The sequence below is a fragment of the Fibrella rubiginis genome, from assembly GCF_017353185.1.
Taxonomy (GTDB): domain Bacteria; phylum Bacteroidota; class Bacteroidia; order Cytophagales; family Spirosomataceae; genus Fibrella; species Fibrella rubiginis.
This window is the reverse complement of record NZ_JAFMYV010000004.1, coordinates 251807-273906: the sequence shown is the minus strand read 5'-3', so window position 1 is coordinate 273906 and position 22100 is coordinate 251807. Positions and strand designations below refer to the sequence as shown.

Here is a 22100-nt window from a genome sequence, read left to right as displayed (position 1 = left end):
TACTGGACGTTGGATGCTGGACGTTGGCTATCGGACTTCAGACGTTGTTTAATAGCCAATATCCAGCGTCTAATGTCCACTATTACCCCGCCCGTCCCCTGATTGTTCGATAGATGGTTGTAATTTGTGGTCTGTTTGTCAACCATCTTTCCATGAAAAAAGCCCTGATGATGTTTGCCTTATCGGCCGTTGCGCTGTGTTCGGCCACACTTACTGCCCTGGCTGGTGGCCCCGGTAGCCCCGCCAATACCCCTCCGTCGGCCCCCTCGACGAAGTACTATGAGGTACGGATTTATTACCCCACGCCCGGCAAATACGAGGCTATCGTTGACCGGTTCCGGCAGTACACGACCAAGATTTTCGAGAAACATGGTATGGAAAACATTGGCTACTGGACCCCTACCGATACCAGCCGTAAAGAACTGATCTACATCCTGGCCTACCCCAGCAAAGCCGCCCGCGACACGTCGTGGAAGCATTTTGGGGCCGATCCGGAGTGGAAAGCCGTGGTGGCCAAAACCGAAGCCAACGGCAAACTGGTAGACCACGTCACCTCAATCTTCATGACCGAATCCGAACTGTCGCCGGTGGTGAAACCCAGCAAACAGTCGCCGCCACGCACGTTTGAACTGCGCACCTACAGCACTCATCCTGGCAAAATGCCCGACCTGATTGCCCGCTTCCGCGACCATACCAGGGCCTTGTTCACCAAACATGGCATGACCAACATTGCCTACTGGATGACGCAACCCAAAAACGCCGACGAGCAACCCCAACTGCTCTACATTCTGGCCCACCCCAGCGAAGCCGCCGGCAAACAACACTTCGACGAATTCCGCAAAGACCCTGTTTGGGAAAAAGTCAAAGCAGATTCGGAAAAGAATGGCCCGATCACTACGAAAGTAGAATCGGTGTATATGAAGCCAACAGATTACTCGCCGATGCAGTAACCAGACCACTTGTCTGAACAGGTGTAACAAAAACGACCAGTCCGTAAATGGACTGGTCGTTTTTGTTACACCTGTTTGCATGTTCAGGCTTTAGCTCATTACGCTCTGTCTGGTTCTCCTGTCTGGGTAACAGCGAGACGCACGATTCACTAATTATCTGAGCATGCGTACCACCCGATCTGGATGATACTCTGTTAATCATTGGTGAGCTACTTCAGTTTATACTTATTTTATAAATAGCTATATAGATGAGTAGTGATAAGTTATAAGCCACTGAATATAAATTAGATAGGCTAAATTTATTCATTTCGGGCTTGCGGCTGTTCGGCCTATCAAATTCTCTCCATTTTATTAATGATTCCGATGAAAATTTTACATATGATATAAACTGCCAAAGTATTTTTTGTTTCAGGGGTCTTAACTGGTATTATTGCTATTTATTGTGTCGTCTTCTCAAACACTTTATTTTCAAAACAGTATGGCTAGATTTTTACTTAGTGTTGCGTGGTTGTGTTTATTGTGCTGTCTGCCAGCATGGGCACAGGACGCAACCGTTACAGGTCGCGTAACATCGTCAGACGATGGCGCCGTATTGCCGGGGGTGAGCGTGCAGGTGAAAGGTACCAGTCGTGGTACCACCACCGACGGCGACGGCAATTTTCGCATTACCCTACCTGCCAACGGGCGGCTGGTTTTTGGGTTTATTGGCTACGCCGTGCAGGAGGTAGCTGTTGGTAACCGGACGACGATCAACGTGGTCATGAAGAATGACGCCAACAACTTATCGGAGGTGGTCGTAACAGCGTTGGGTATCGAGCGCGACAAACGGACCCTGTCCTACGCCACCCAGGAGATCAACGGGGATAAGCTGGCACAAAAGGGCGAGCCCAACATTCTGAATACGTTGCAGGGTAAGATTGCCGGGGTTCAGATTACCGGTGCCAGTGGCGAACCGGGTTCGTCAACAAACATCAACATTCGTGGTATTCAGTCGTTTACGGGAAACAACCAGCCACTGTTTATTGTCGACGGTATTCCGATCAGTAACGATGTCGACCGCACCAACGCCGGACCAAACGGCACACTGGGTGGGCCGCAATCGTCGAACCGCGGGTTGGACATACCGCCCGACAACATCGAGTCGATCAACGTGCTGAAAGGCCCTTCGGCGGCGGCACTGTATGGCTCGCGGGCAGCGTCGGGCGTTATTCTGATCACAACCAAGTCGGGTCGGGGGTTAAGGAAGAAAAATGAGATCTCGGTCAACACCGGCATTACGTACCAGGATGTGTATGGCCTGCCGAAGTACCAGAACGACTACGGTCAGGGGTCGCTCGGCATCTTCAATAACCTGTCGACGGCCTCGTGGGGACCAAAATTCGGTACCACGCCGCTGCTCGACAATGGTCTGCTGATTCGGAATGCGGCCACGCCAACCCAATTGGACCCCGCCCCGCTTATTGCCACCCCAACGGGTTATCAGGGCACGATTCCAACCACAACGTCGTACCAGGCATACCCCAACAATGTGAGTGACTTTTTTAATCAGGGCCAGATTCTGAACAACTCGATCAACGTGGGTGGTGCCTCGGCCGATGGGCGCAGCAACTACAATGCAACCATTGCCAACACCTTGCAGAAAGGCATTGTCCGGCAGTCGGAGTTTCAGCGTACCAACGTGAGCTTTGGCGGTACTACCCAACTGAACAACAAGGTGAAAGTGGGTACGTCGGTCAACTACATCTACACTAACCAGCGCAACTCACTAACGGGCAACGGCGGGTCGGCGTTTGGTACACTCACGGCGGTGCCCCGTAGCTATGACCTCACCAACCTGCCGTATCAGGATGTCAACAACAGGAACTTCTTTATCGGCACCACCGAAAACCCGATCTGGTCGCTGGAAAAGAACTCGACCAACAGCTACGTAGACCGGATCATTGGCAACATCAATTTCAGCTACGACATCATCAAGGGTGTGAACCTCTACTACCGGGCTGGTATCGACACCTACACCGACCGCCGGAAGCAGATTTTCGGGCTTGGTTCGGCGCGGGTACCAACGGGGGGCGTGTCGGAATTTACCAACTACCGGCAGGAACTGAACAGCGACCTGATCCTGAGCGGCCAGACGCAGGACCTGCTCATTCCAGGCCTGAACCTGGAAGGCCGCCTGGGCATGAACGTGAACCAGCGGAAAAGCCAGTTTATCGACGCCGACGGACAGACGCTGACCCTGCCAGGCTTTTTCAACCTGAGCAATGCTACGGTATACGCCAACAATACGTCTGAGTCAAGCACCCTGCGGCGGCTGGTGGGATACTACGCACAGGCTAGTTTTTCCTACAAAAATTTCGCCTTTCTGGAACTAACGGGCCGCGCCGACCGGTCGTCGACGCTACCCATTTCGAACGGTACTTATTTCTACCCCGGCGTGTCGGGCAACGTCATCCTGACCGACATGTTTCCAAACCTGAAGTCAACGACGCTGTCATACCTGAAAATCAGGGGTGGAGCGGCCAAAGTGGGCAAAGACGCTGATCCGTACCTGCTCAACACGGTGTACGTATCTACAGGCCTGGGTAACAACGTGGCTAACATCGCGTTTCCGATCAATGGCCTGAGCGCATTTTCGGTCAGCAACCGAATTGGGTCGGGCAACAACCTGCGGCCAGAATTTACCACGTCATATGAGGTGGGCACAAACATCGGTCTGTTCAACAACCGGTTTAGCGTTGACCTCACGCTCTATAACTCGATCAGCACCGACATGATCGTGAACGTGGCACAGGCAGCCAGCACCGGCTACACCACCCGCACCACCAACGTAGGGCGGATGACCAACAAAGGCATCGAAGCCCTGGTGTCGGCCACCCCGATTCGGACAAAAGATTTCCGCTGGGATGTAACGGTCAACTACACGCTGAACCGCAACCTGATCACGGACATCATCGACGGGGTGGCGAGCTTCAACATTCCGGGGAGTTCTTTTATCGGTACGGCCCCCAGCATCGTGAAAGACCAGCCCTACGGCGTGATCATCGGTAACAAAAAACCGCGGGTCGATGCCACTACCTCAACGGTAGCCAATGCCGCGCAGTACAACGGGCAGTACATCATCAACCCTACGTCGGGCCTGTGGAATCCAGAGCAGTCGGGGCAGGTGATCTCGAACCCCAACCCGCGCTATCTGGTTGGCCTTCAGAACACGTTTCGGTACAAAGGCTTTAATTTCGGCGTGCTGCTCGATACCCAGCAGGGTGGACAGATCGTGTCGTTTACGGTGGGTCAGCTACGCTCGGCGGGGGCACTCTACGAAACGGGTATCGACCGCGACAAACCACGCATCATTCCGGGGGTCATCCAGACAACCGGCGCCGACGGTGTCGCTACCTACGTACCCAACAACATTCAGGTGGCCGCCCAGACCTACTGGCAGGGCTTTGGCCTTCAGAGCGACCTGAACGTGTATGATGCCACCCGCTATAGTGTACGCGAGGCTACGTTCGGCTACGACCTGCCCGCCAGTCTGCTGAGCAAAACGCCTTTTGGCAACATCAACCTCAGCTTTGTGGGCCGCAACCTGTTCTATTTCGCGCCGGGCATCCCCATCGACCCTGAAGTAAACACGCAGGGCGCGGGCAATATCCGTGGCCTGGAGTTGCAGAGCGCACCCAACACCCGTAACTACGGTGCCAACCTCCGTTTCACGTTCTAATCCGACATCATCCAATGACTGCTATACAAACAAAATTCTTTCGCTTTGCCCTGTTGACGCTGCCACTTACGGTAGGGCTGCAAAGCTGTAGCGATACCTTTTTCGACGTCAACACGACACCCAACAACCCCACTGTGGTGCCAGCCACGGTATTGCTCACCACGGTTGAGTATGATATTGCTTTTGCCAGTTCAAACGACCTGAACCGGATCGCCGAGGTGTTTATGCAGCATGCCGCCGGGGTGGCCAACCAGGTGGCTACCTACGATGTCTACAACATCCGGGGGGCATCAGATAACCAGTGGAACGGTGAGCTATATGCCGGAGCCTTGATCAACTCGCAGCAGATTATTGATCTGACTCAGGCTGCCAGCCCGGCCTACGCGGGCATTGCCAAGCTATTGAAAGCCCATGCCTTCAGTATCGTCACCAACATGTGGGGCGATGTTCCCTACTCACAGGCCCTGCAGGGTACCAACACCCTCAGCCCCCGTCTCGACAAGCAGCAGGACATTTACCTGGGCAACTCGGGCCAGAATATTCAGGGGTTGTTTGATCTGGTTAAAGAAGGCATGGCCGACATTGACAAAGGGTTAGACAAGGCCTATACGGGCTTCAAACCCGCTACCGACGACGTGGTCTACGGTGGCGACCTGACCAAATGGAAGCGGCTGGGCAACACCATGCTCATGCGCCTGGCGATCATCATTGGCCGGAAAGAACCCGCTACGGCCAAAAAAATTATCGACGAGGCCATTGCGTCATCAGCGGGATTACTTAACGACAACGCACTTGATTTTCAGGTAGGTTTCGGGTCTGACAACGGCAAGCAAAACCCCATCTATTCGTTCAACTTCGTCAACCGCCCCAGTGACGGTATGGCCAGTACGCGGTTTATCGACTCGCTGACGGCCTACAAGGATCCTCGCCTGGCCAGGTTCTACACGACCGTCAGCGGTGCCTACGTAGGTTTCAACAATGGTAGCGTTGCGGCGGCACCCGCGCTGGCGGGTCGCTCACGCATTGGTGCGTACCTGACTGGTGCGGGTGGCGAGGCTCCCATACGGATAATCACCAACTTCCAGCGGGCGTTTATGCAGGCCGAGGCCGTGCTGACGCTGGGTGTGGCCGGTAATGCACAAACGTTTTACCAGGAGGGTATCCGGGCATCGATGGTGAAAGCTGGTATCGCCACCGCCGACATCAATACGTATTTCACGGCCAACCCGCAGGTAGTCACGCTCAGTGGCAGCCCACAGAACCAGTTGCGGCAGGTGATGACCCAGAAATGGATTGCCAACTTCGGCATTGGCCTGGAAGCTTTCGACGACTACCGCCGCACGGGCTACCCCGCCCTGTCGCAGGTGCTGAACCCGTCGGGCGACGATGGTACCCGTCCGGTACGTTTGCCCTACACCGACAATGAAATTCAGCGGAACCCCAACGTGCCGAACCCCGGTCCCAAAACCAACGAACGTCTGTGGTGGGACATCGATTAGTCGTTCACTGTCAATCAGCTAACATCATGAAAAAGATACTCTTCCTATTGTCATTGACCCTGGCCGCGGGTTTGTCGGCCTGCCAGCAGGATAAAGATGCGCCGGGCATCAGAGACTTGCTCGCCGTTGATAACGCGGTGACGTATACGAACTACAAATACCTGGAGCGGATACCCATCTACGAGACGTCGATAGCGGCGGGCGGTAAGATCGAGATCACCATGACCCTGCCGAGCACCAGCCCGCGGGCGTTTACGGAGATCACGCAAGTGGGCGCGTCGACCACCAACGCCACTATAAACCAAAGCACGTTCAAGACGGCGGCTAATACCTTCGCCACGAAGATTGCGGCCTCGGGCAAAACGGCTACGTTTTCTACAACGGTAGATAACTACCTGGCATTCAAAAAGTTGAAGACGTTGCCTGCTAACACGGCCCTCGGCGCTACCTATGCCGATATCCAGCTGTTTTTTGTGCTCACCCTCGACGACGGCACCACCGTAGTGCCCATAGAAACGCGGGTGCGGGTGCGGCCGTAAGGCAATCATGTGCCAGGTAAACAGCCGTGTCCAGCTTGTGTTGGGTACGGCTGTTTTGTAGGGTCAGGTGTATGATTAAAACCCGACACCGAGGCTGGCTAACGGATGCCCTACCTGCTCTGCTTACGCTGCCTTACCGGTCATGCGGCGCAGAGTGCGTTGCCAGAAAGCAGGCAGAAACGGAACGGACTGCAACGCCTGAATAAGGTTTTTGTCTTTGGCTGACGCCCAATACAGTTCATTCATTTGCTGAATGGTAATCCGGTGGTCAGATGGTGCCAGCCGGGTGATACTGTCACCGACTTGCAGGGTACCCGGCTTCATGACCCGGAAATAGATACCGCTGTGCCCTGACTGCGCAAACTGTTTAACCACTTTCGGGTCGTTGAGCCGGATACCGAGCTTAAAGCAGGGCAACCGGGGCTGCACGGCCATCAACACGGCCGTACCCACTTGAAACACATCGCCGATGCACACTTCCTGCTCCAATAAACCACTGGTTGTCAGATTCTCGCCAAAGGCACCCATTGTCAGCAGGTCTGCTGCTATGCGGCCTTGCCAGTATGCGTAGTGTTCCAGCGGGTAGGCATACACGGCCTTGTCGCGCCCGCCATGCACACGAAGATCAGCCTGGCCGTCGCCCGTGAGATGCTTTGTCTCAACGGGTACCGGATGGGTCACGGGCTGTTTAAAAATCCCTGTGCTAACCGGCTGACCCTGCCAGCTAACGGTTTGGGGAAGACTGATATTAACAGAGACGAGGTGCATAGAACATACAATAGCATGATGATATAAACTCACTTACCCTGCCGTGCCCAAATAACCCCTGTCAGGTCATCAGCGAGTTTGACCAGATCGGTTTCGGTATGTTTTTTGTTGACGGTCAGCACCTGATTGACAAGGTCTTTGGGCAGTTTGTCGGCACCATGGCAGGCACCCAGAATGGCCCCGATAATGGCCCCGGTGGTGTCGTTGTCGCGCCCGAAGTTAACGGCGAACTGGAGACTTTTCAGAAAATCGAACCCGCCATAGAGCATGGCCGTGAGCGTGATCTGGAAAATCTCGCCCGACCTGATCGGCGAATCCTGATTATACCCGTCCAGCAGCGTAAACGCATACTGCCGCCGGGCTAGTGCCAGCGTATCGGCCCGCCCGTGGCGCGGAAACACCAGGCCCGCCGTGTTCAGTGCCGCAGGCGGGGTCCACTGGGCGGCCTTGTACACCACCGATCGCGCCCGTTCCAGGGCCCGGTAGCCCATGCGGCCCACCAGCCGGCTCTGGAAATAGCCCTGCGGGTCTACATCGCGCAGCACGTTCAGCACCGATTCGGGTGTGGCACCGGGTGTCATGGCGGCGGCCATCATGGCTCCGGTCAGGGCGGTCAGGTCGCGGGCGTAACCCAGGTCAAAAATGGCGAGGCGGAAGGTTTCGGCGTAGGCGCGTTCGGGTTGTCCGGGAAATAGAGTGCCCAGCACCGGCGCGTAGAGCAGGCCCGCGCAGGTCATCTCGCCACCGTAGAAACCACTCAACGCATCTACGTAGGCGGGCCAGTTTTGGGCAGCGTAGGGTTTGGCCACTTTGGCCCATTCCTGCAGCCACGCCATGCGCCGGGTGTTGGCTTCAAATGCCCCTGGATCGTCGCCGGAAGTGTTTTTCAGGCGTTGCACGTCGGCGCGGTACTGCGTCAGGATATGGCCCGCAAAGGCGCGGGCGTCGAGTGGGCCACCCCGTTGCGTCAGCAGGTAACTCACCGTCAGCTTCTTCCAGCGGGTGTCGTCGGTGGTGCCACCGGCGGGAAGGTTCATGTACCAGGTGCCCTCGGCCGAGGGTTCGCGCACCATCGAGTCAAGCCCCGTGACGGAGCCATACATAGTGCCGATCATCTCGCGTGACCACATTTCGGTAGGAGCACCCATCGCATCGCCGATGGCCGACCCAACCAGCATACCCAGCACCCGGTCGTGGAGTTCATCGCGGCTGAGGCGGGCCGTGGGCTGGGCTTGCGCTGTAATGGCGCCCAAAAGAAGCAGGAAGCAGAGGTAGCGTTTGGTCATTGGGTGTACTGGTTAAATGCGATTGTGCCTGTCGTAGTCTAAAGCGCGAAGCTACGATAGCTACAACCTTATCAACCAATGACTAGCGCTCCTCGAACTGATTCATTTCCATGGGCAGGTAGACGTTGAACGTGGTGCCTTTGTCTACTTCACTGTCAATGGAAATAGTACCCTTGTGATTTTCTACAACCTTCTTCGACGTGGCCAGCCCAATGCCAGACCCTTCGAACTGCTGCCGGCCGTGCAAGCGGTTAAACAGACCAAACACCTTGTCGAAGTTGGCCCGGTCAATACCGATACCGTTATCCTGCACGCTGACCTGGGCATAGACCGAATCGGCCGATGTGGCCAGGTTGGGTACGTTGGGTCCTTCCACAATCTGGGCCGATACGGTAATGATGGGCGTTCGGTCGGCGGGGACAAACTTCAGCGCGTTGGTCAGCAGGTTCTGAAACAGTTGTCTCAACTGCTGCATATCGCCGGGGATAATGGGCATGGGTGGTTTCAGGCGTACCACTCCCTGTCGTTCCTGAATCAGCACGCTTAAGTCGGAGACAAGGTCGTTAAACAAATCTTCCAGGTGCACCATACTGGGTTGCTGTTTCTGTTCGGCGCTAAGCCGGGCGTAAGCCAGCAACGACTGAATCAACGTGCTCATCCGGTCGGAAGCAGACTGCATCCGGCCAATGAGGTCGGCTCCTTTCGTGCCAATCGCAGGGCCATATTGCGACCGTAGCAGGTCGCCAAAAGACTTGATTTTGCGCAGAGGTTCCTGCAAATCATGGCTGGCCACATAGGCAAACTGCTCCAGGCTCTGGTTGCTTTGTTGCAGAGCAGCGTTGCTCTGGATCAGCGCCTGCTGCTGCCGGTACTGTTCGGTTACGTTTCTAAACACGATTAGTATCATCACCACTGCCCCCCGGTCATTATATACCGGTCCAATATATACTTCACTGCGCCAGCCGCCCCAGTGGTCGGAGAAAAAGTGCGCCTCGCCTTCGCGGGCGGTGCCGAGGTAATTGCGCCAGTCTTCGCGGAAATCGGGCAACACCATGTTTTCCAGCATTTCGCCGGTCAGCTCGTCGGGGTTTGTTTTCAGGAGCAGGCCCGGTAGTACGCCACTGGCGGTAATGATCTTCTTGAAAAAATCGGTCACCACAACGCCCATCTCCGGTACCGTAGACGACAGGGCCTTAAACAGAATGGAATCGCCCAGCAGCGACAACCGGGCGGCGCGCAACTCGGTCACGTCGGTAAAGGAAACGACGGCGCGTTCGCCATCACCAACGGGTTTAATGGTCAGACCGTACCAGGCTGCGGTGTCGGTGCGCTGAATATGGTAGAAGAAGTCCCGCTGGCACGGCTGGCCGGTTGCGATCACCTCAATCACCGTTTGCCACAAATCGGTATTCATGGATTCGGGGAAGACCGCATCAACGGTCTGGCCCAGCAACTGCGACCGGTTCAGGCCCAGCGTTTGTTCCGTTTTGGCGTTGACCAGTACAAGGCGTAATGTACGAATGGGATTAGCCGAGTGGGGCTGCAGCGGGGCAAGCTGAGGGGTTCCCTCTAGGTCATTACGAACAGCCTCGTAGATAATGATTCCGGTCGGCGACAGATCAAGCGCGGCCTGCATCAGCGCCAATGAGGGGACCTCATCGGATTTTACCGTTACGGAAGAAAGCGATTTCATGCGTTGAGTAGCCGGATTAACCTTGTCACACGTCTATGTCCGGCGCATAATCCATTAAGCCAAAAAACTGCTGACAGTTAAGTAATGTTTTTTTACGGGCGGCAAGTTATGAGTGGTCACTTTGAGGTTAGGGACCGTTCAGAAACATTCGGCCTCTTTTTGTAATTTTGAGGCCAAAAAATCGTCTCGCTGTCATGACTGACTTATCTGAATATAACGAAATACCATCACTCGACCTGGCCGACTTTCTGTCGGACGACAGTCAGCGCCGGGCTGATTTTGTCCAAAAGCTGGGTGATGCGTTTACTAATATTGGCTTTGTGGCTATTCGTAATCATGGCCTTACCGACCAACTGACTACCCGGCTGTATAACTCGGCGCAGGCCTTTTTTTCGGCTCCCGACGAAGTAAAGAAAAAGTACGAACGCCCCGACCTTAACGGGCAGCGTGGCTATATTGGCAAAGGCAAGGAAACGGCCAAAGGGTTTAAGGTGGCCGACCTGAAAGAGTTTTACCACATCGGTCAGCCCGACCCCGAAGGCGACATGCCCGCCAACGTGCTGCCCGACGAGTACCCTGAGTTCAGCGAAAACACGCTGGCGACCTACCGGATTCTGGAAAATACGGGCAAGACCCTGCTGCGGGCCATTGCGCTTTATCTGGGTCTGCCCGAATTGTATTTCGAAGACAAAGTGCGCAATGGCGACAGCATTCTGCGGGCGTTGCACTACTTCCCGCTCGACCCCAACACCACGCCCGAAGGAGCTGTCCGCGCGGCGGCCCACGGCGACATTAACCTCATCACGCTGCTGATGGGTGCCTCGGCTGACGGCCTTCAGGTGCTCCGCCGCGATGGGAAATGGATTTCCATCACCGCCCTGCCCGACCAGATCATCGTGAACGTGGGCGACATGCTGGACCGGCTCACGAACCACCGCCTGAAATCGACCATTCACCAGGTAGTGAACCCGCCCCGCGAAAAAATGGGTACCTCGCGCTATTCGATTCCGTTCTTTATGCACCCCCGGGCCGACATGAACCTGGCCAGCCTGCCCGACTGCGTAAATGGGGAAAACCCCAAACTCTATTCCGATATGACCGCCGGCGAATTCCTCAACGAACGCCTGCTGGAATTAGGATTGAAGAAGAAATAGGTTCAAGGTGTAGGGTTTAATGGCTAAAGTTGGCTTACGCGAGAATACGCTCGCGTAAGCCAACTTTAGCCATTAAACCCTACACCTTGAACCCTAAACCTTAGCCCTTGAAACTAGCCCCTACGTTGCCCGCTGTCCGTAAGATTCGGTACATCATCTTTCTGAAAGATGTGCTGATTCTGGCGTTGACAACCTTTGGGGGGCCGCAGGTGCATCTGGCTATGTTTCTGGACCGGCTGGTGACCAAGCGGCGGTATTTCACGGAAGAAGAACTGATGGAGCTGACTGCGCTCTGCCAGTTGCTGCCCGGACCAACCTCCACGCAGACCATTACCGCGCTGGGCTACAAAATTGGCGGCCCCAATCTGGCTTACGTCACCCTGCTGGTCTGGTGTCTGCCCGCCGTACTGATTATGACGGCCGCGGCCATTGGGTTCTCCTACGTGGAGGCGCACAACGGGTCGCTGGCGTTTATGCGGTTTGTGCAGCCTATGGCCGTGGGGTTTCTGGTGGTGGCGGGCTATCGTATTGGCCGTAAGGTGATTCATAATCAGACGGGTCTGGTGCTGGCCCTGCTGGCGGCGCTGGCTGCTTACGTGTTCCGGTCGCCGTTTATGACGCCTGTTGCCATTGCTATTGGGGGCCTGACTACCTCGTTTGCTTACCGCAAGCACGAAAAAATGACCCATCAGCCCATGAACGTTCACTGGGCTAATTTCCTGCTTTGGTTTGGTGTGCTGGTCGTAGCGGCGGTGGTGGGCGCTCTGTCGCAGTCATTGCCGGTGCGCCTGTTTGAAAATTTTTACCGCAACGGCAGCCTCGTTTTTGGTGGGGGACAGGTACTTACGCCCATTCTTTATAACGAGTTTGTGGCCTTTAAACACTACCTCTCCCGCGAGGAATTCCTGTCGGGGCTGGGGTTGGTTCAGGCCGTACCGGGACCTGTTTTCTCGTTTGCCTCCTACATTGGTGCACTGGCTATGCGCAACGAAGGCCTCAACGGTCAGCTGCTGGGCAGTCTGGTGGCCACTGTCGGTATTTTCCTGCCGGGTACTTTTCTCATCTTCTTTGTATACCGCTTTTGGGGCCAACTCAAACGCTACCGGCCCGTACGGGCTTCGCTGGAAGGCATCAACGCCGTCAGCACGGGCCTTACGGCGGCCTCGGCCATTGTGCTGTTTGAACCAATGGCTCCCCACTGGCCCTTCGTCGCCGTGGTAGCTGGCACCATTCTGCTGCTCGAATTCACCAAACTTCCTCCTTACCTGCTCATTTTGGGCGGATTAGGCCTGGGTGTGGTTTTGTAGTGGATACAATAGGTGGCTATTCATGACCACCAGATGGCTACTTAAAGCCCGGTTAATCTTTTTTTAGTCGAGTTAGGTATGTTTAATGGTTGATAGGTCTGTATCATTCACCAGCCAACAAATTTATATGTACCTAAGCACTACCCTGCGGACCGTTGTTTTCGGTGCTGCTCTGTTTACGCTGTCTACGTGTGCCCGCAACCCGGTGTCGGGCAAACGCGAAATCAGCCTGATGTCGACCGAGCAGGAAATTGCCATTGGCAAAGAGTCGCATCCGTCCATCGTTGCGTCGATGGGTTTATACGAAAACGCGGCCCTGCAGGCCTTCATGACCGAAAAAGGGCAGGCAATGGCCAAAATTTCGCACCGCCCCGACCTGCCATACCAGTTCTATATCGTTGACACCCCCGTGGTGAATGCCTTTGCCGTGCCGGGGGGGTATGTCTACTTCACGCGGGGTATACTCGCCCATTTCAACAACGAAGCCGAATTTGCCGGGGTGCTGGGCCACGAGATTGGCCATATCACGGCCAAACACGCCTCGCGCCAGCAGACAAAGCAATTGTTTGGTACCCTGGGCACCATTGCCGCCGCGATCTATAATCCGCAACTGGGGCAGGCCGTGCAGCAGGGCGCCGGGCTACTGCTGCTTAAATACAGCCGCGACCATGAGTCGGAATCGGATCAGATTGGGGTGGGCTATTCGAGCAAAATAGGCTATGATGCCCGTGAGATGGCCAATTTCTTTCAGACCATCAAGCGTATCCAGGACAACTCAGGGCAGGCCGTACCCAACATGCTGTCTACGCACCCTGACCCCGGCAACCGCTTTGCGCGGGTGAACCAGCTGGCGAAAGAATACCAGGCGCAGAACCCCAGTAACTACGCCATCAACCGTAACCAGTACCTGAAGCTGGTCAACGGCCTGGTATTTGGCGAAGACCCGAAGCAGGGTTTCGTCGAAAACGACATGTTCTACCACCCCGACCTGAAGTTTCAGTTTCCGGTGCCCAACGGCTGGCAATATCAGAACTCGCCCGCCCAGTTTCAGATGGGTCCTAAAGACGGTAAGTCGGCCATGATCCTGATGCCTGCCCCCGGCAACTCGCTCGAAGAAGCCGCCCAGGCATTGGTTAAGCAGTTGAACCTGAACGTGTTGGAGAACACGCGCACCACCATAGACGGCAACCCGGCACTGGTGTTTATTTCGCAGCAGAAAGCAGACCCGCAGCAACAGGGACAGCAGCAACAGACGCAGCAAACGGCCGCCAACACCCTGCAGATTGGTACATACCTGATTCAGCACAACAACGCCATTTATGCGCTGCACGGGCTGGCATCGGCGGCTGACTTTGCCAATCGCTTTCCCACATTTAAGAGCGTAGCCGAACGGTTTCGCACCCTTACCGACCCCGACAAAATCAACCGCAAGCCCGACCGCGTCTATGTGAAGACCGTGACGCGCAGTGGCACCTTCCGCGAGGCCATGCTGGCATTGGGTATGCCCGCCAGCCGTGTGGAAGAACTGGGGGTGCTCAATAGCCTGAAAGCCGATGACCGCGTGGCGCAGGGTGATCTGATCAAGGTAATCAGCAAATAAAACGGGCAGGTATGAAACCGCTTCCCTACGGCATTCCCGAATCGGAAACCGGGCAATATACCTGCCGTAAAATCACCGGCCCGCTCACCATTGATGGCGACCTGACGAAACCTGTCTGGCAACAGGCGCTCAGGTCGCCTCGTTTTGTTGACATGGTAACGGGCGGACCGGCCCTCTACGATACCCGTTCGGCAGCCCTTTGGGACGATACCAACCTGTACGTTGCGTTCTGGGCCGAAGAACCCTTTGTGGCCGCTACCCAGACCGAGCGCGATTCGATTGTGTTTCTCGACAACGACCTGGAACTGTTTATCGACGGGGGCGACTGTTACTACGAACTGGAAGTCAACGCCCTCAACACCGTGTATGAAGTGTTTTTTATCTGGAAAGATGCCTACCAGAAAGGCGGTCGGTTTGACGTGCCGCTGTTTGATGTGCATCAGCCCAACGCCATGACCTTTGGCGGCGATTATGACCGCACGGGGGCTTCGTTCTGGTGGGGGCGCCATCCGCGTGGCCTGCGCTGGGCGTTTCTGGGCTACGACATGCCCGGTCTGCAAACCGCCGTGCGCGTAGAGGGTGTGCTGAATGACCCTACCCACGTTGACCGGGGCTGGACACTGGAGATCGCCATTCCCTGGCAAAGTCTGACCTGGCTGGCCAATGGCCGTTCGCTACCCCCGCAACCGGGCGATCAGTGGCGTATGTTCTTTGGTCGTTTTCAGAAACTGGTTACGTCGGGGCAGGAAATCCAGCCACACCCGGCCTGGGCGTTTAACAAACATGGTGTGTATGATACCCACCTGCCCGAATGCTTCACCCGCGTTGTATTTGAGGAATTTAATCAGCACGATCAGTAAGTAATTTAGCTACAGATGCAGCTAAATTACTTACTTTTGTGGCAGGTGTGCATCGCAACCTGACTATGGAATCTATCGTGCGCTTTTTCACGGATCGGTTTACCTCCAAAACCACGCTGACCGTTGGGCTTAATCTGCTCGTTATCGGTGCCGTTTTGGTGGTTCGCTACATGACCCCCGTAGCACTGCCCCGCCCTATGCTGAGCCTGCCCCGCGCCGCCGATTTCAGCCTTGCCAACTGGTTTGCCGACCGCCTCGCCGATCTGGTATCCATCATCTTAGAGGTGATCCGGCACCTGAACTGAGACACCCGTCAGAGCATAGCCAGGCGGCCACCGTCAACAACAAGCGTCGTGCCGTTGACAAACCGGGCTTCGTCGGCAGCCAGGAAACAAATAGCCGCGGCAATGTCTTCGGGTTTGCCAATGACGCCCTCCACCTTTTCCTTGCCGTTTTTCACGTTCGGATTGTCCCACAGCATAGGGGTATCTACGGCGCCGGGGGCCACGCAGTTGATGCGTAATTTATCAATCGGATATTCCAGGCTCACCCCCCGTGTGAAGGCTTCAAGGCCGCCTTTGCTGGTAGCGTAGGGAATCACGTTGGGCGTAGACTGGTGCGCGTGTACCGAGCTGACGTTGACAATGGCCCCGCCGTTGAGGTGGGGAATACAGAACTTGCAGAACAGAAAAATAGACCGCAGGTTAACGTTTATCACCTGTTCCCAATCTGCCATGGCCAGGTCTACGATGGGCGTAAACGTCATCATGGCGGCGTCGTTGATGAGCACGTCGATGCGCCCCCAGGCAGCCAGCGCCTGGTCAACAGCCGCTTTTATTTCATCCGGATTTTCAATGTCTGTTTTGGCGAACCTGGCCTCGCTGCCCTTGCTGTTTATGTCGGCAATCACTTCGTTGGCTTCTTCCTCATCACGCCCCACAATGAGCACCTTACCCCCTTCGGCCCCCAATCGAACAGCCGTAGCCCGGCCAATACCCGACGTGCCGCCGGTAACAATGCACACTTTGTCTTTGAAACGCATAATCAGGTTGTATGATGTTGATTGGTTGGTGGCAAAACCAGCTTACGGCGGCGGTACCATTGAACAAGTCCCCATGTGGCTGCCACCGCTGCCATGACAATAACCGCCAATAGCTCGTGCCGCCGCAAATGGGCGAACGTCTGCTCTACGGCATGCGCAATTCCGTTGCCCGCCAGGCCAATGAGTAATCCCCAGCTTAGGGCTCCGATGGCGTTGAAGAGCGTGAACCGACTGCGGGAATAGGCTGAAGTGCCGATGGTGAGTGGAATAATGAGCCGCATACCATACACCGCCCGGAAACCCAGCACCAGGCCGTCACCATATTTGGTAAACCAGGCATGAATGCGGGCAACTCTCTTTTGCCAATTGGGTCGCTTTTCCAGGATCGCCGACCCGTATCGTCGTCCCAGATAAAAGAACAGTTCGGTGGCCGAAAATGAAGCGACTACCGCCACGCCAATGACAACGGGCAGTGAGAAATAGCCCCGGTGGGCCAGATAGGCACCCAACACCAGAAACGCTTCAGCCTCCAGGATTACCCCGAAGAACAGCGCCGGATACCCATAGGTGGTGATGATGGATTCGAGTGACATAGGCGAGTAAAGGTTGGATGCAGGTAGTAACGCATTCGATTGAAAAAGGGGGCTAAAATTGATTTACTGCACCCCCCGCCCATTGGCCACGCTCCGGGGTAGCTCATACAACAGCCATGTTTTGTTCTTGATCGACGCGGCCTTTTGCCGAATAAGCCTGACAAAATCGGCAATACCCAGCGGTTCGTTGCCGTTGGCGTGGATGAGCACGAAACTGCCTTGTTTGGGCTGCTGCTTTTTGGCCAGCCAGGCATCGCTGCCAATGGGTAGCAGGCCAAAATCGAGTACGGCGTCGAACACGGCTTTGTCGGAAACCAGACCCGGAAAACGGAAGAAAACAGACGGCAGCAGGCCGTTTTGAATCATGGCCTGCTCGTTCAACAGCACCTCGTCGGCCAGACTGGTGTTGGGTTCGAGCAAAAAGTTGACGGGTAACGGGCGGCGTGGATCAAACCGGTGGTGGTAAGAATGATTCACCCACGTAATAGCCAGATCGCCCCGGCTGGCGAGGTTTTTCAGGTAGGCGAGGTCCGGCTGGTGGCGGGCCATCCAGACGCCGGTAATGGGTATGGTGACGGGAATGGGCTTCTCCGACGGCTCGAAGGCCTGAATGATGGCCTCAAATACGGACCGCGTCAGGGGTTTGCTCGATGGACATAAGTCGATGGTGAGGCTGAAGCCCTGTTCAGTGGTGTCGGCGCGGCTAATGCCTGCATCCTGCAACTGGCTGTCGCGTTGTTTTTCGGCATGCATAGCCCGTCCGTAGGCGGTGTTGGCCAATTGCATTTCTAACACCGACCAGGGGCGGGGTCGTACTCCCTCCGGGGGTAGGTCGGCTACCGACGTTTCCAGCGTTCTGGGGTCGAGTAACAGAAAGCGGGTCTGTCCGTTCTGCCGCCATTGCCGCAACACTAGTTGCTCTGGCGAACGGGCCGTTACGCCGAAATACACTTTATAATCAGTCAGTTGAGCAGCGGCATTCGTTAACGTGAGCAGTATAAAAAGCGGGATCAGCAGATAGTGTAGCATGGGGTATCAACCCACCCGACGCTTGGCTGTTTAGAAATCTGTTTCAGCTGTCAAGGCAGCGGATTGCGTGGCACAATCGGCTGGCTGGTCTGTGGATGTGGTTGGGCCGACAACAGGCTTCGCCCTAAAATGAACAAACGTTTGTCAATAGGTATACACACGTTTGCGCACAGGCTGGAACCTGTTTCGGAATCAGGTTTAGCTAAATTATATTTCGTTTTATCACGATAACCAGCGCTATTTGTACAAAAAGTGGAAATCCAGTCCACGCATTGTCTGGTACAAACGCTCCTTCTACCCCCTCCATGTCTCTTTCTTCCCGTCGGAAATTTCTGCAAACCGTGGCTGTCACCGGCGCGGTTGCTCCGTTTGCGGCCTCAGCTTTTGCCCGGCCTTTTTTTGCGCCCTCCGTGGCTCCACTCAGCAAAGTGAGGCTGGCCTTCATCGGCGTAGGGCTTCGGGGGCGCAACCACCTCCAGCAGGCACTCTACCGCCCCGACGTGGAGGTAACGGCCCTCTGCGACACTGACCCCAACGCCATTGCGCAGGCTAACGCCATGATTGAAAAAGCGGGCCGAAAAGCACCACCCGCCTACACCAAAGGCGACCAGGCGTTTCTGGAATTACTCAAACGCGACGACATCGACGGGGTGGTGATTGCCACGCCCTGGGAATGGCATACGCCCATGGCCGTAGCCACCATGAAAGCCGGAAAATATGCCGGGCTGGAGGTGTCGGCCACGGTGACGCTGAAAGAGTCGTGGGACCTGGTAAACGCCTACGAACAAAGCCGCAAGCCCTGTATGCTGCTCGAAAACGTGTGCTATCGCCGCGACGTGATGGCGGTGCTGAACATGGTGCGGCAGAATATGTTTGGCGAAATGACCTACGCCCACTGCGGCTACCAGCACGACCTGCGCGATGTGAAATTCAACAATGGCAAACAGCCCTACGGCGGAGGTGTAGAATTTGGCGAAAAAGGCTTTTCCGAAGCCCGTTGGCGCACTCAGCACTCCGTTGACCGCAATGGTGACCTCTACCCAACCCACGGTTTAGGACCTGTGGCGCACTGGCTCAATATCAACCGGGGCAACCAGTTTGTGCGGCTCACCTCAACAGCCACCAAAGCGCGGGGGCTGCACAATTATGTAGTGGAAAAGGGTGGCCCCGACCACCCCAACGCCAAAGTCAACTTCAAACTCGGCGACATCGTAACGACGGTAGTGGAATGTGCCAACGGCGAAAACATTGTCATCATCCACGACACCAACTCGCCGCGGCCCTATTCGCTGGGGTTCCGGGCGCAGGGTACCAAAGGCATCTGGATGGACGACGGCAAGCAGATCTATATCGAAGGCACGAGCGCCAAACCCCACACCTGGGAGCCGTTTGAGCCGTACCAGAAAAAATACGACCACCCGATTTGGAAAGAACACGCCGCCGAGGCGGAATCGGCGGGCCACGGGGGCATTGACTATTTCGTGCTGCGGGCGTTTATCGAATCGGTGAAAAATCAGGTGGCCCCCCCCATCGACGTCTACGATGCTGCCGCCTGGAGTTGCATCAGCCCCCTGTCTGAACAGAGCATTGCCAAAGGCGGCAAACCCATGGATATCCCCGATTTCACGCGGGGGAAATGGAAAACGAATGCTCCCGTTTTTGGCTTGACTAACAACTTTTAAGGGATTTCGGATTGGGGATTGCGGATTTCGGATTGGGCTGACGCGAGAATACGCTGGCGTCAGCCCAATCCGAAATCCGCAATCACCAATCCGAAATCAAAAATCTTTCCATGTCTTCCCTCACCATCTCCACACCGGGCCGCATTTGTTTGTTTGGTGAACATCAGGATTATCTGGGTTTGCCCGTGATTGCGGCGGCTATTTCGTGCCGTATTCAGATCACCGCCGAGCGTACTGAGCAACCGCTGGTGCAGCTCGATTTGCCCGATATTGGGCGACAAACCCGGTTTTCGCTGGAAAAGTTACCACTCAGGTACCAGGACAAGCGCGACTATTTCCGGTCGGCCATCAACGTGCTGCTGCGTGAAGGGTTCCGGTTTTCGGGGGGCATTCGGGGCGAGGTAACGGGCAGTATACCCATCAATGCGGGGGCCTCCAGCTCATCGGCACTGCTCATCAGCTGGATCAACCTGCTCACCCAACTCGCCGACCCCGCCCCGCCGGGGCAGGCTAAACCCCGGACGTTGCCGGCCACCCAACTTGCCGAACTGGCCTACCGCGCCGAGGTGCTGGAATTTGGCGAACCCGGCGGCATGATGGACCACTACGCCACAGCCATGGGCAACCTGATTTACCTCGAAAGTCAGCCCGCCATCAAGGTCGAGACCATCCGTCCGGCGTTGGGTACGTTTGTGCTGGGCAATTCGGGCGAACCCAAAGACACTATCGGCATTCTGGGCCGGGTGAAAGGCGGTATGCTGCGCATCATCGAACAGATTCGCAACCTGGACAGCAGCTTCTCGCTTCACACCACTACCGCTGCCGACGTGGCGCAGTACGCCCACCTGTTCACCCCCGACGAAATGACCCTGCTGCTGGGCAATATCAGCAACCGCGATATTCTGCGCCAGGCAATTATGCTGCTGAAAGATAGCACGTTAGATCACGTCGGTTTTGGGAGATTATTGAACCAGCACCAGCAAAACCTCCGCGACGCGCAACGGATTTCAACGCCCAAAATTGACCGAATGCTCCAGGCTGCGCTCGATGCCGGTGCCCTGGGCGGCAAAATAAATGGGTCTGGTGGGGGAGGGTGCATGTTTGCCTACGCCCCCGACAATCCCCAACGCGTAGCCGATGCCATCACGGCGGCAGGCGGCGAGGCCACCGTCATCCACATCGACGAAGGTACGCGGGCTGAGATGAGCGCGGTAGCGACAGTCTAGCGGAGCAACGCTCCGCTATTGCTGATTTCGTAGATAGCAGAGCAACGTTCCGCTAGGCTATGTGCAGGGCGGCTTCGCTCACAACCAGTTCCGGGGCCATCATAATGGTCTGAAAATCAGATTCTTCACCCTCATCTGCCAACGTAGCCAGCAAAATCTCTACGGCAGTGACGCCCATTTTAAACGGGTGCTGCTCGACGGAAGCCAGCGGTGGCGGGTCCATGTAGGCAGTAAGGGGCAGGTTGGCAAAGGACACAAACCCAATGTCGGTATTGATACGCAGGTGCCGGGCGCGGCAGGCCCGCATGGCATCGAGGGCCACATAATCGTTGAAGGCCAGTACGGCGTCGGGCCGGGTGGCCGACTGGAGTAGCTGGTTCATCTTTTCGGTAATGTCGGGTGTGGTGAGGTCAACGCGCTTGATGAGGGCATTTTCCACGGGCAGATTTTCCTCCAGCAGGGCCTTTACGTAGCCCCGGTAGCGGTCTTCGCTGGCCACCAGCGCAATGGGTCCGTTGAGCAGGGCGATGCGTTTGTAGCCCCGCCCGGCCAGCCATTTGGTAGCTTCGTAGGCTCCGCGCTCCATGTCGCAGCCTACCCGGTGCGCGGCAATGCCCGGCGGAATCCGGTCGAGCAGCACCACCGGAATTTGCCGGTCGATGACGGACTGGATATGCCCGAACCGCTGCGTCTCTTTGGCTACCGACACTAAAATACCGTCGACCCGCTGCGAGGCCAACCCCGTAAAAATACGCTCCTCGCGCTCCACCTTATCGTGCGACTGATACAGCGCCACGGTATAGCCCCGGTCGAACGCCAGTTCTTCGATGCCGTTGATAATTTCGCTGAAAAAATTCTCCCGAATTTCGGGTAACACCACGGCAATGATGCCCGTCTTGCCCGACTTCAGGTTCCGGGCTGTGGTGCTGGGGAAGTAGTTTAGTTGTCGGGCCAGGGTATGGACGGCCTCGCGGGTGTGCAGGCTGATGCGCGGATGGTCCTGTAAAGCCCGCGATACCGTGGAGGGCGATACTCCCAACTGGCGGGCAATAGCCTTAATTGTCACTAATTCTTTCATACACGATGGGTATCAGGCCTCGCTAAAGGCGAGAAAATGGTCTGCCTCATAAAGATGGTAATAATGCCGTAACAAT

The 22100-nt window shown here is 55.9% G+C and carries 18 protein-coding genes; 11 read left to right on the top strand and 7 right to left on the bottom strand.

Going from position 1 to position 22100, the window contains the following annotated elements; genetic code table 11:
• The first annotated feature begins 152 nt into the window (after window positions 1-152).
• From J2I47_RS10480 to J2I47_RS10465, 4 genes are all read left to right on the top strand, one after another.
• Entirely contained in the window at window positions 153-950 is a 798-nt protein-coding gene (locus J2I47_RS10480; protein WP_207364525.1) for an NIPSNAP family protein, read from the top strand.
• 478 nt (window positions 951-1428) lie between these two features.
• Complete coding sequence (locus J2I47_RS10475) at window positions 1429-4668, top strand: SusC/RagA family TonB-linked outer membrane protein (RefSeq protein WP_207364524.1); 3240 nt, start codon at window positions 1429-1431, stop codon at window positions 4666-4668.
• 14 nt (window positions 4669-4682) lie between these two features.
• Window positions 4683-6167: a SusD/RagB family nutrient-binding outer membrane lipoprotein gene (locus J2I47_RS10470; protein ID WP_207364523.1), complete on the top strand. Its 1485-nt coding sequence runs from the start codon at window positions 4683-4685 to the stop codon at window positions 6165-6167.
• 26 nt (window positions 6168-6193) lie between these two features.
• Entirely contained in the window at window positions 6194-6706 is a 513-nt protein-coding gene (locus tag J2I47_RS10465; protein ID WP_207364522.1) for a hypothetical protein, read from the top strand.
• Window positions 6707-6829: 123 nt separating this feature from the next.
• Here the strand turns inward: J2I47_RS10465 and J2I47_RS10460 are convergent, their stop codons facing one another.
• From J2I47_RS10460 to J2I47_RS10450, 3 genes are all read right to left on the bottom strand, one after another.
• Window positions 6830-7474 (bottom strand): MOSC domain-containing protein, encoded by a 645-nt coding sequence (locus tag J2I47_RS10460; RefSeq protein ID WP_207364521.1) that lies wholly within the window; start codon window positions 7472-7474, stop codon window positions 6830-6832.
• 29 nt (window positions 7475-7503) lie between these two features.
• Entirely contained in the window at window positions 7504-8760 is a 1257-nt protein-coding gene (locus J2I47_RS10455; RefSeq protein ID WP_207364520.1) for an ADP-ribosylglycohydrolase family protein, read from the bottom strand.
• A gap of 82 nt (window positions 8761-8842) precedes the next feature.
• Window positions 8843-10453, bottom strand: a complete 1611-nt coding sequence (locus J2I47_RS10450) for a sensor histidine kinase (RefSeq protein ID WP_207364519.1) — start codon at window positions 10451-10453, stop codon at window positions 8843-8845.
• A gap of 194 nt (window positions 10454-10647) precedes the next feature.
• On the opposite strand from J2I47_RS10450, the gene J2I47_RS10445 reads away from it, so the two are divergent.
• From J2I47_RS10445 to J2I47_RS10425, 5 genes are all read left to right on the top strand, one after another.
• On the top strand, window positions 10648-11607 hold the full coding sequence (locus J2I47_RS10445; RefSeq protein WP_207364518.1) for an isopenicillin N synthase family dioxygenase: 960 nt from the start codon (window positions 10648-10650) through the stop codon (window positions 11605-11607).
• Window positions 11608-11714: 107 nt separating this feature from the next.
• Window positions 11715-12914, top strand: a complete 1200-nt coding sequence (chrA, locus tag J2I47_RS10440) for a chromate efflux transporter (protein WP_207364517.1) — start codon at window positions 11715-11717, stop codon at window positions 12912-12914.
• 127 nt (window positions 12915-13041) lie between these two features.
• Complete coding sequence (locus tag J2I47_RS10435; RefSeq protein WP_207364516.1) at window positions 13042-14514, top strand: M48 family metalloprotease; 1473 nt, start codon at window positions 13042-13044, stop codon at window positions 14512-14514.
• Between the two features lie 11 nt (window positions 14515-14525).
• The gene (locus J2I47_RS10430) at window positions 14526-15374 is read left to right on the top strand and encodes a carbohydrate-binding family 9-like protein (RefSeq protein WP_207364515.1); all 849 of its coding nucleotides are present in this window, start codon (window positions 14526-14528) and stop codon (window positions 15372-15374) included.
• 65 nt (window positions 15375-15439) lie between these two features.
• A complete protein-coding gene (locus tag J2I47_RS10425; protein ID WP_207364514.1) occupies window positions 15440-15679 on the top strand; it encodes a hypothetical protein in 240 nt (79 codons plus the stop codon).
• 8 nt (window positions 15680-15687) lie between these two features.
• Here J2I47_RS10425 and J2I47_RS10420 read toward each other — a convergent pair whose 3' ends face one another.
• The 3 genes from J2I47_RS10420 to J2I47_RS10410 form a co-directional block, all read right to left on the bottom strand.
• Window positions 15688-16416: an SDR family NAD(P)-dependent oxidoreductase gene (locus tag J2I47_RS10420; RefSeq protein WP_207364513.1), complete on the bottom strand. Its 729-nt coding sequence runs from the start codon at window positions 16414-16416 to the stop codon at window positions 15688-15690.
• A gap of 2 nt (window positions 16417-16418) precedes the next feature.
• On the bottom strand, window positions 16419-17009 hold the full coding sequence (locus J2I47_RS10415; protein ID WP_207364512.1) for a DedA family protein: 591 nt from the start codon (window positions 17007-17009) through the stop codon (window positions 16419-16421).
• Between the two features lie 63 nt (window positions 17010-17072).
• Window positions 17073-18038, bottom strand: a complete 966-nt coding sequence (locus J2I47_RS10410) for a polysaccharide deacetylase family protein (RefSeq protein ID WP_207364511.1) — start codon at window positions 18036-18038, stop codon at window positions 17073-17075.
• Window positions 18039-18343: 305 nt separating this feature from the next.
• Between J2I47_RS10410 and J2I47_RS10405 the strand changes: the two genes are divergently transcribed.
• A complete protein-coding gene (locus J2I47_RS10405) occupies window positions 18344-19720 on the top strand; it encodes a Gfo/Idh/MocA family protein (protein ID WP_207364510.1) in 1377 nt (458 codons plus the stop codon).
• Window positions 19721-19830: 110 nt separating this feature from the next.
• Complete coding sequence (locus J2I47_RS10400) at window positions 19831-20946, top strand: GHMP family kinase ATP-binding protein (RefSeq protein WP_207364509.1); 1116 nt, start codon at window positions 19831-19833, stop codon at window positions 20944-20946.
• 52 nt (window positions 20947-20998) lie between these two features.
• Here the strand turns inward: J2I47_RS10400 and J2I47_RS10395 are convergent, their stop codons facing one another.
• Window positions 20999-22024, bottom strand: a complete 1026-nt coding sequence (locus J2I47_RS10395) for a LacI family DNA-binding transcriptional regulator (RefSeq protein ID WP_207364508.1) — start codon at window positions 22022-22024, stop codon at window positions 20999-21001.
• Between the last annotated feature and the right edge of the window lie 76 nt (window positions 22025-22100).